Source organism: Mesorhizobium sp. M1E.F.Ca.ET.041.01.1.1 (genome assembly GCF_003997355.1).
Lineage (GTDB): Bacteria > Pseudomonadota > Alphaproteobacteria > Rhizobiales > Rhizobiaceae > Mesorhizobium.
This window is the reverse complement of record NZ_RZSL01000415.1, coordinates 1-5586: the sequence shown is the minus strand read 5'-3', so window position 1 is coordinate 5586 and position 5586 is coordinate 1. Positions and strand designations below refer to the sequence as shown.

General features: G+C 61.9%; 7 protein-coding genes and 1 riboswitch. Of the genes, 1 reads left to right on the top strand and 6 read right to left on the bottom strand.

Going from position 1 to position 5586, the window contains the following annotated elements:
• From nuoE to EOA38_RS26360, 6 genes are all read right to left on the bottom strand, one after another.
• A partial coding sequence (gene nuoE / locus EOA38_RS26385; protein ID WP_127300607.1) for an NADH-quinone oxidoreductase subunit NuoE occupies positions 1–624 on the bottom strand: 624 nt, incomplete at its 3' end.
• Positions 625–1815, bottom strand: a complete 1191-nt coding sequence (locus tag EOA38_RS26380) for an NADH-quinone oxidoreductase subunit D (RefSeq protein WP_126093203.1) — start codon at positions 1813–1815, stop codon at positions 625–627.
• A gap of 61 nt (positions 1816–1876) precedes the next feature.
• Complete coding sequence (locus EOA38_RS26375; RefSeq protein WP_126093202.1) at positions 1877–2254, bottom strand: four helix bundle protein; 378 nt, start codon at positions 2252–2254, stop codon at positions 1877–1879.
• Between the two features lie 27 nt (positions 2255–2281).
• Positions 2282–2884: an NADH-quinone oxidoreductase subunit C gene (locus EOA38_RS26370; protein ID WP_126093201.1), complete on the bottom strand. Its 603-nt coding sequence runs from the start codon at positions 2882–2884 to the stop codon at positions 2282–2284.
• A 4-nt stretch (positions 2885–2888) separates the two neighbouring features.
• Positions 2889–3470 carry an NADH-quinone oxidoreductase subunit B gene (locus tag EOA38_RS26365; protein ID WP_013531090.1) on the bottom strand — a complete coding sequence of 194 codons (582 nt, stop codon included), beginning with the start codon at positions 3468–3470 and terminating at the stop codon, positions 2889–2891.
• Positions 3461–3826: an NADH-quinone oxidoreductase subunit A gene (locus tag EOA38_RS26360; protein ID WP_112127345.1), complete on the bottom strand. Its 366-nt coding sequence runs from the start codon at positions 3824–3826 to the stop codon at positions 3461–3463. Before EOA38_RS26360 ends, EOA38_RS26365 begins: the two co-directional genes overlap by 10 nt.
• A 336-nt stretch (positions 3827–4162) precedes the next feature.
• Here EOA38_RS26360 and EOA38_RS26355 point away from each other — a divergent pair, with 336 nt between their 5' ends.
• Positions 4163–5362, top strand: a complete 1200-nt coding sequence (locus EOA38_RS26355) for a winged helix-turn-helix domain-containing protein (RefSeq protein ID WP_126093200.1) — start codon at positions 4163–4165, stop codon at positions 5360–5362.
• Between the two features lie 29 nt (positions 5363–5391).
• Positions 5392–5586, top strand: a riboswitch (cobalamin riboswitch). This riboswitch is flagged as partial in the annotation.

The window sequence follows — 5586 nt, the reverse complement described above, 5'->3', positions numbered from 1 at the left end:
TTTCAGGATCGCTTTTTCGCTCTTCAGCGTCGTCAGCCCAGACGCGGGCTCGGAGCCGGTGCGGCCGTTCTGCGGACCAGGCTTCACCTCGGCACCCTTTCCGGCTTCATAGAGATCGATGATCTCGGCCAGCCGTTCCGGCGTCAGGTCCTCGAAGGTGTCCTTGAAGATCATGACCATCGGCGCGTTGACGCAGGCGCCGAGGCACTCGACCTCCTCCCACGACAGCGTGCCCTTGTCATTGGTGTGGAACTGGTCGTGATGGATCTTCGACCGGCAGACATCCATCAGCGCTTCCGAGCCGCGCAGCATGCAGGGCGTGGTGCCGCAGACCTGAATATGGGCGCGGGTGCCGACCGGATTAAGCTGGTACTGCGTGTAGAAGGTCGCGACCTCGAGGCCGCGGATGCGCGGCATGCCGAGCATGTCGGAGATCGTCTCGATCGCCGCCTTGGTCACCCAGCCTTCCTGCTCCTGCGCGATCATCAGCAACGGGATGATGGCCGACTGCTCGCGGCCCTTCGGATATTTGGCGATCCACTGCTTGGCCGCCGCCGCGTTCGCCTTGGTGAAGGCGAAGGAGGCTGGCTGGACGCTGGCATCTGCGAGACGGCGGACTGACATTTAGCGATCGACCTCACCAAACACGATGTCGAGGGAGCCAAGTACGGCGGTGACGTCGGCCAGCATGTGGCCGCGGCACAGGAAATCCATGGCCTGCAGATGCGCGAAACCGGGCGCGCGCAGCTTGCAGCGATAAGGCTTGTTGGTGCCGTCCGAGACCAGATAGACGCCGAACTCGCCCTTGGGCGCCTCGACGGCCGCATAGACCTCGCCGGCCGGCACACGATAGCCCTCGGTATAGAGTTTGAAGTGATGGATGAGCGCTTCCATCGAGCGCTTCATTGCCGCGCGCTTCGGCGGCACCACCTTGCCGTCGAGGTTCGAAACCGGGCCAGTGCCTTCCTTGCCGAGCAAAAGATCGACGCATTGGCGCATGATCTTCGCCGACTGGCGCATCTCTTCCATGCGCACGAGGTAGCGATCGTAGCAGTCGCCGTTCTTGCCGATCGGGATGTCGAAATCCATCTCGGAATAGCATTCATAGGGCTGCGCCTTGCGCAGGTCCCAGGCCGCGCCCGAGCCGCGCACCATCACGCCCGAAAAACCCCAGGCCCAGGCGTCGGCCAGCGACACCGTGCCGATGTCGACATTGCGCTGCTTGAAGATGCGGTTAGGCGTAAGCAGCGCGTCGAGATCGTCGATCGACTTCAGGAACGGGTCGATCCACTTGCCGATGTCCTCGATCAGCTTCTGCGGCAGGTCCTGGTGCACGCCGCCCGGCCGGAAATAGGCCGCATGCATGCGCGAGCCGGAGGCGCGTTCGTAGAATACCATCAGCTTTTCGCGCTCGACGAAGCCCCACAGCGGTGGGGTCAGCGCGCCGACGTCCATCGCCTGCGTCGTCACATTGAGGATGTGCGACATGATGCGGCCCATCTCGGAATAGAGCACGCGGATCAGCTGCCCACGCTTCGGCACCTCGATGCCGAGCAAGCGCTCTGCAGCGAGCGCGAAGGCATGCTCCTGGTTCATCGGCGCGCAATAATCGAGCCGGTCGAGATAGGGCACCGCCTGCAGATAGGTCTTTGCCTCGATCAGCTTCTCGGTGCCGCGATGAAGCAGGCCGATATGCGGATCGACGCGGTCGACCACCTCGCCGTCCAGCTCCAGCACCAGGCGCAAAACGCCATGCGCTGCAGGGTGTTGCGGACCGAAGTTGATGTTGAAGTTGCGGACGGAGGTTTCAGCCATTCTGGCGCCTCTGGCGAGTCAGTAGTGAGTAGTGAGTAGTGATCATCAGCTCAACGCCTACTTATTCCGCCTGTTTAGCCTGCACCGTTCTGATCAGAGATCGCATCATTTTCCCAATCTCTTCACACCGAAGCAGCAGTTCAGTCTCAAGGTCTCTTTCCAGCATACCCACACGGCATGCCAGCAATACGTGGGTCTCTAGCTCTTTCAACGAACCCTGCGCCATGCGCAGAAATTGAACGAACGAACCCCTATTCTCACGACCATACCCTTCAGCGATATTAGCGGCGATAGATACCGCCGAGCGGCGCATCTGGGAGGTCATTCCATAGATCTCGTCTTTCGGAAAACCTTTGGTGACGCGATAGCAATCTTCAGCGAGAATCATCGCCGATTGCCACACCATCAGGTCGCGATAAGATTCGATCCGCTTTCCCAATTCCTTCCCTACTTACTACTTCCCTACTCACTGTTTCGCTTTTTCATCCCCCGGCAGGACGTAGTCCGTCCCTTCCCAAGGAGAAAGAAAATCGAAATTGCGGAATTCCTGCTTGAGCTCGACCGGCTCGTAGATGACCCGCTTGGCCTCGTCGTCGTAGCGCACCTCGACGAAGCCGGTCAGCGGGAAATCCTTGCGCAGCGGATGCCCATCAAAGCCGTAGTCGGTGAGGATGCGGCGCAGGTCCGGATGATCGGAGAACAGCACGCCGTAAAGGTCGTAGGTCTCGCGCTCATACCAGTCGGCGCCGGGATAGACGGCGGTCAGCGACGGCACCAGCGTCTCTTCGTCGGCCTGGACCTTGAGCCGGATGCGGACATTCTGCTTCGGCGACAACAGGTGGTAGACGACGTCGAAGCGCCTGGCCCGCGACGGATAGTCCGCGCCGGAGATGTCGATGATCGAGATGAACTGGCAGCGCGGGTCGTCGCGCAGGAAGGTCGCCACCTCGATCAGATTGCCCGGTTCGACGGAGACGGTCAGTTCGCCATAGGCGAGCACGGTTTCGCCGATGCGGCCGGAGAGCTTCTCGCCGAGATAGGTGGAGAGTTCGGTCAACGCCTGGGTCATCGGCTCACCGTTCGATCGTGCCGGTGCGGCGGATCTTCTTCTGCAACAGAAGAATGCCGTAGAGCAGCGCTTCCGCGCTCGGCGGGCAGCCCGGCACGTAGATGTCGACCGGCACGATGCGGTCGCAGCCGCGCACCACCGAATAGGAATAGTGGTAGTAGCCGCCGCCATTGGCGCAGGAGCCCATCGAGATGACGTAGCGCGGCTCCGGCATCTGGTCGTAGACCTTGCGCAACGCCGGCGCCATCTTGTTGGTCAGCGTGCCGGCCACGATCATGATGTCGGACTGGCGCGGAGACGCGCGCGGCGCGACGCCGAACCGCTCGCTGTCGTAGCGCGGCATCGAGGTGTGGATCATCTCGACCGCGCAGCAGGCGAGGCCGAAGGTCATGAACATCAGCGAGCCGCTGCGCGCCCAGGTGATCAGCGCTTCAGTCGAGGTGACGAGGAAACCCTTGTCGGCCAGCTCATTGTTGATTTCGAGGAAGAAGGGATCGTCCTCCCCCACCGGCCTGCCGGTGTTGGGGTCGATGATGCCCTTGGGCTTCGGCGCGACGAGGGTGCCTGAACTGTCGTTCAATCCCATTCCAGCGCTCCTTTTTTCCATTCATAGGCAAAGCCGATGGTCAGCACCGCCAGGAACACCATCATCGACCAGAAGCCGAGCATACCGAGCTTGGAGAAGGACACCGCCCATGGGAACAGGAAGGCGACCTCGAGATCGAAGATGATGAACAGGATCGACACCAGATAGAAGCGGATGTCGAACTTCATGCGGGCGTCGTCGAACGAATTGAACCCGCATTCATAGGCGGAAAGCTTTTCCGGGTCGGGATTGCGGTAGGCCACCAGGAACGGCGCGATGATAAGCGCGAGACCAACGACCATCGCTACTGCGATGAAGAGGACGATGGGCAGATACGAACTTAGGAGTGCGCTCATGCGGCGGCTTTCCGTTGGCGGCCAATTCACTTTGATTACAGCAACGGACTCTAATGCGGAAGCGTGACAGTTTAACCCGCTGAACCGTTTTAAGGGCCCTATGCTGCGACGCGGCGAGGGTTAGCGCAGCGGTTTCGGCGACGCAAGTCAAACCTTGTTCAAAATCCCGCCCTGGACGCCATATCGGAAGAAACTGGTCCGATCCGCTCCTGTTTGATTTCTTTCACTTTTTACTCCACTTTTCTCTCCTGACATATCTCCCGCCATTTGCCTGCTAGCATGGCCGGAATCACCGGCTAAAAATCCGGCAGAACTGATCAGGGCGAGAGCAGCTCGATGAAGGAAAAGATCTCGCTGGCCATGGCCAGGCGCATCGCGCTCGGCGCACAGGGCTTCACCGATGCGCGGCCGGCCGGTACGCCCGATCGCCGGCACCTCGCCCGCGTGCTCTCTCGCACCGGCCTGCTGCAGATCGATTCCGTCAGCGCGGTGGTGCGCGCCCACTACATGCCGCTCTATTCGCGCCTCGGCCCCTACCCGCTCGCGCTGCTCGACAACGCGGCCGTAAGCCGCAAGCGCGCCGTCTTTGAATATTGGGCGCATGAGGCGTCGTTCCTGCCGGTCGAGACCTGGCCGCTGATGCGCTGGCGCATGCAGCGCGCCGAGCGCGGCGAGGAAATGTATCTCGGCCTCGCCAAATGGGGTCGCGAGCGCAAGGCAATGATCGACGAGATCTACGGGCAAGTCGCGGAACGCGGGCCGATTGCCGCCTCCGACATCGAAGGCCACAAGGGCAACGGCGGCTGGTGGGGCTGGAGCGAGGCCAAGCACGCCTTCGAATGGCTGTTCTGGGCCGGGCGCATCACCACCGCCTACCGGCGCGGGTTCGAACGCTACTACGATCTGCCGGAGCGTGTTCTGCCGCAGTCTGTGCTGGATTTGCCCGTGCCTTCTGTCGAGGACGCGCACCGTGAATTGCTGCGCATATCCGCGCGCGCCCACGGCATCGCCACCTATGGCGACCTGCGCGATTATTTCCGCCTCGCGCCGGGCGACGTGAAGGATCGCATCGAGGAACTGGTCGAGACGGGCGAACTGCTGCCGGTGCGGGTCGAAGGCTGGGACAAGACCGCTTATCTCTATAAGGACGCGCGCATTCCGCGCCGGATCGGGGCGCGCGCCCTGCTCGCTCCCTTCGATCCGGTGGTCTTCGAACGCACCCGCACGGAAAAGCTGTTCGGCTTCCGCTATCGCATCGAGATCTACACGCCGGCTGAAAAACGCCAGTATGGCTACTATGTGCTGCCCTTCCTGCTAGGCGACCGGATCGTCGCCCGTGTCGATCTGAGGGCCGACCGCCCGGCGAGCATGCTGCGCGTCCATGCGGCTTATGCTGAAGCCGGCGCTCCGACCGAAACGGCCGCCCAGCTCTTCGATGAGCTGAAACAGATTCAGACCTGGCTAGGCCTGGAGAGCATCGAGGTAACCCCGGCCGGCGACCTTGGGCCGGCGCTGGCCGACATTTCGGTGTCGTAGCCGCGCGTTGACAGCCGCGTAGCTCTAAGCCTAAATCCGCCGCAGACGGTCTTCTCCCGGCAAAGGGAGGAGCCAAGAGGGAATGCGGTGCGGGAAAAATCCCAACTCCGCGGCTGTCCCCGCAACTGTGAGCGACGAGCCTCAGCCGAAAACCACTGGGATGTCTCCCGGGAAGGCGGCGCCAAGGCGATGACCCGCGAGCCAGGAGACCTGCCGTCTGAGAC

Bases quoted from the DNA above. Each gene is read 5' to 3' on its own strand.
- EOA38_RS26380 (WP_126093203.1), bottom strand. From the start codon at position 1,815: ATGGCTGAAACCTCCGTCCGCAACTTCAACATCAACTTCGGTCCGCAA.
- EOA38_RS26370 (WP_126093201.1), bottom strand. From the start codon at position 2,884: ATGACCCAGGCGTTGACCGAACTCTCCACCTATCTCGGCGAGAAGCTC.
- EOA38_RS26365 (WP_013531090.1), bottom strand. From the start codon at position 3,470: ATGGGATTGAACGACAGTTCAGGCACCCTCGTCGCGCCGAAGCCCAAG.
- EOA38_RS26360 (WP_112127345.1), bottom strand. From the start codon at position 3,826: ATGAGCGCACTCCTAAGTTCGTATCTGCCCATCGTCCTCTTCATCGCA.
- EOA38_RS26355 (WP_126093200.1), top strand. From the start codon at position 4,163: ATGAAGGAAAAGATCTCGCTGGCCATGGCCAGGCGCATCGCGCTCGGC.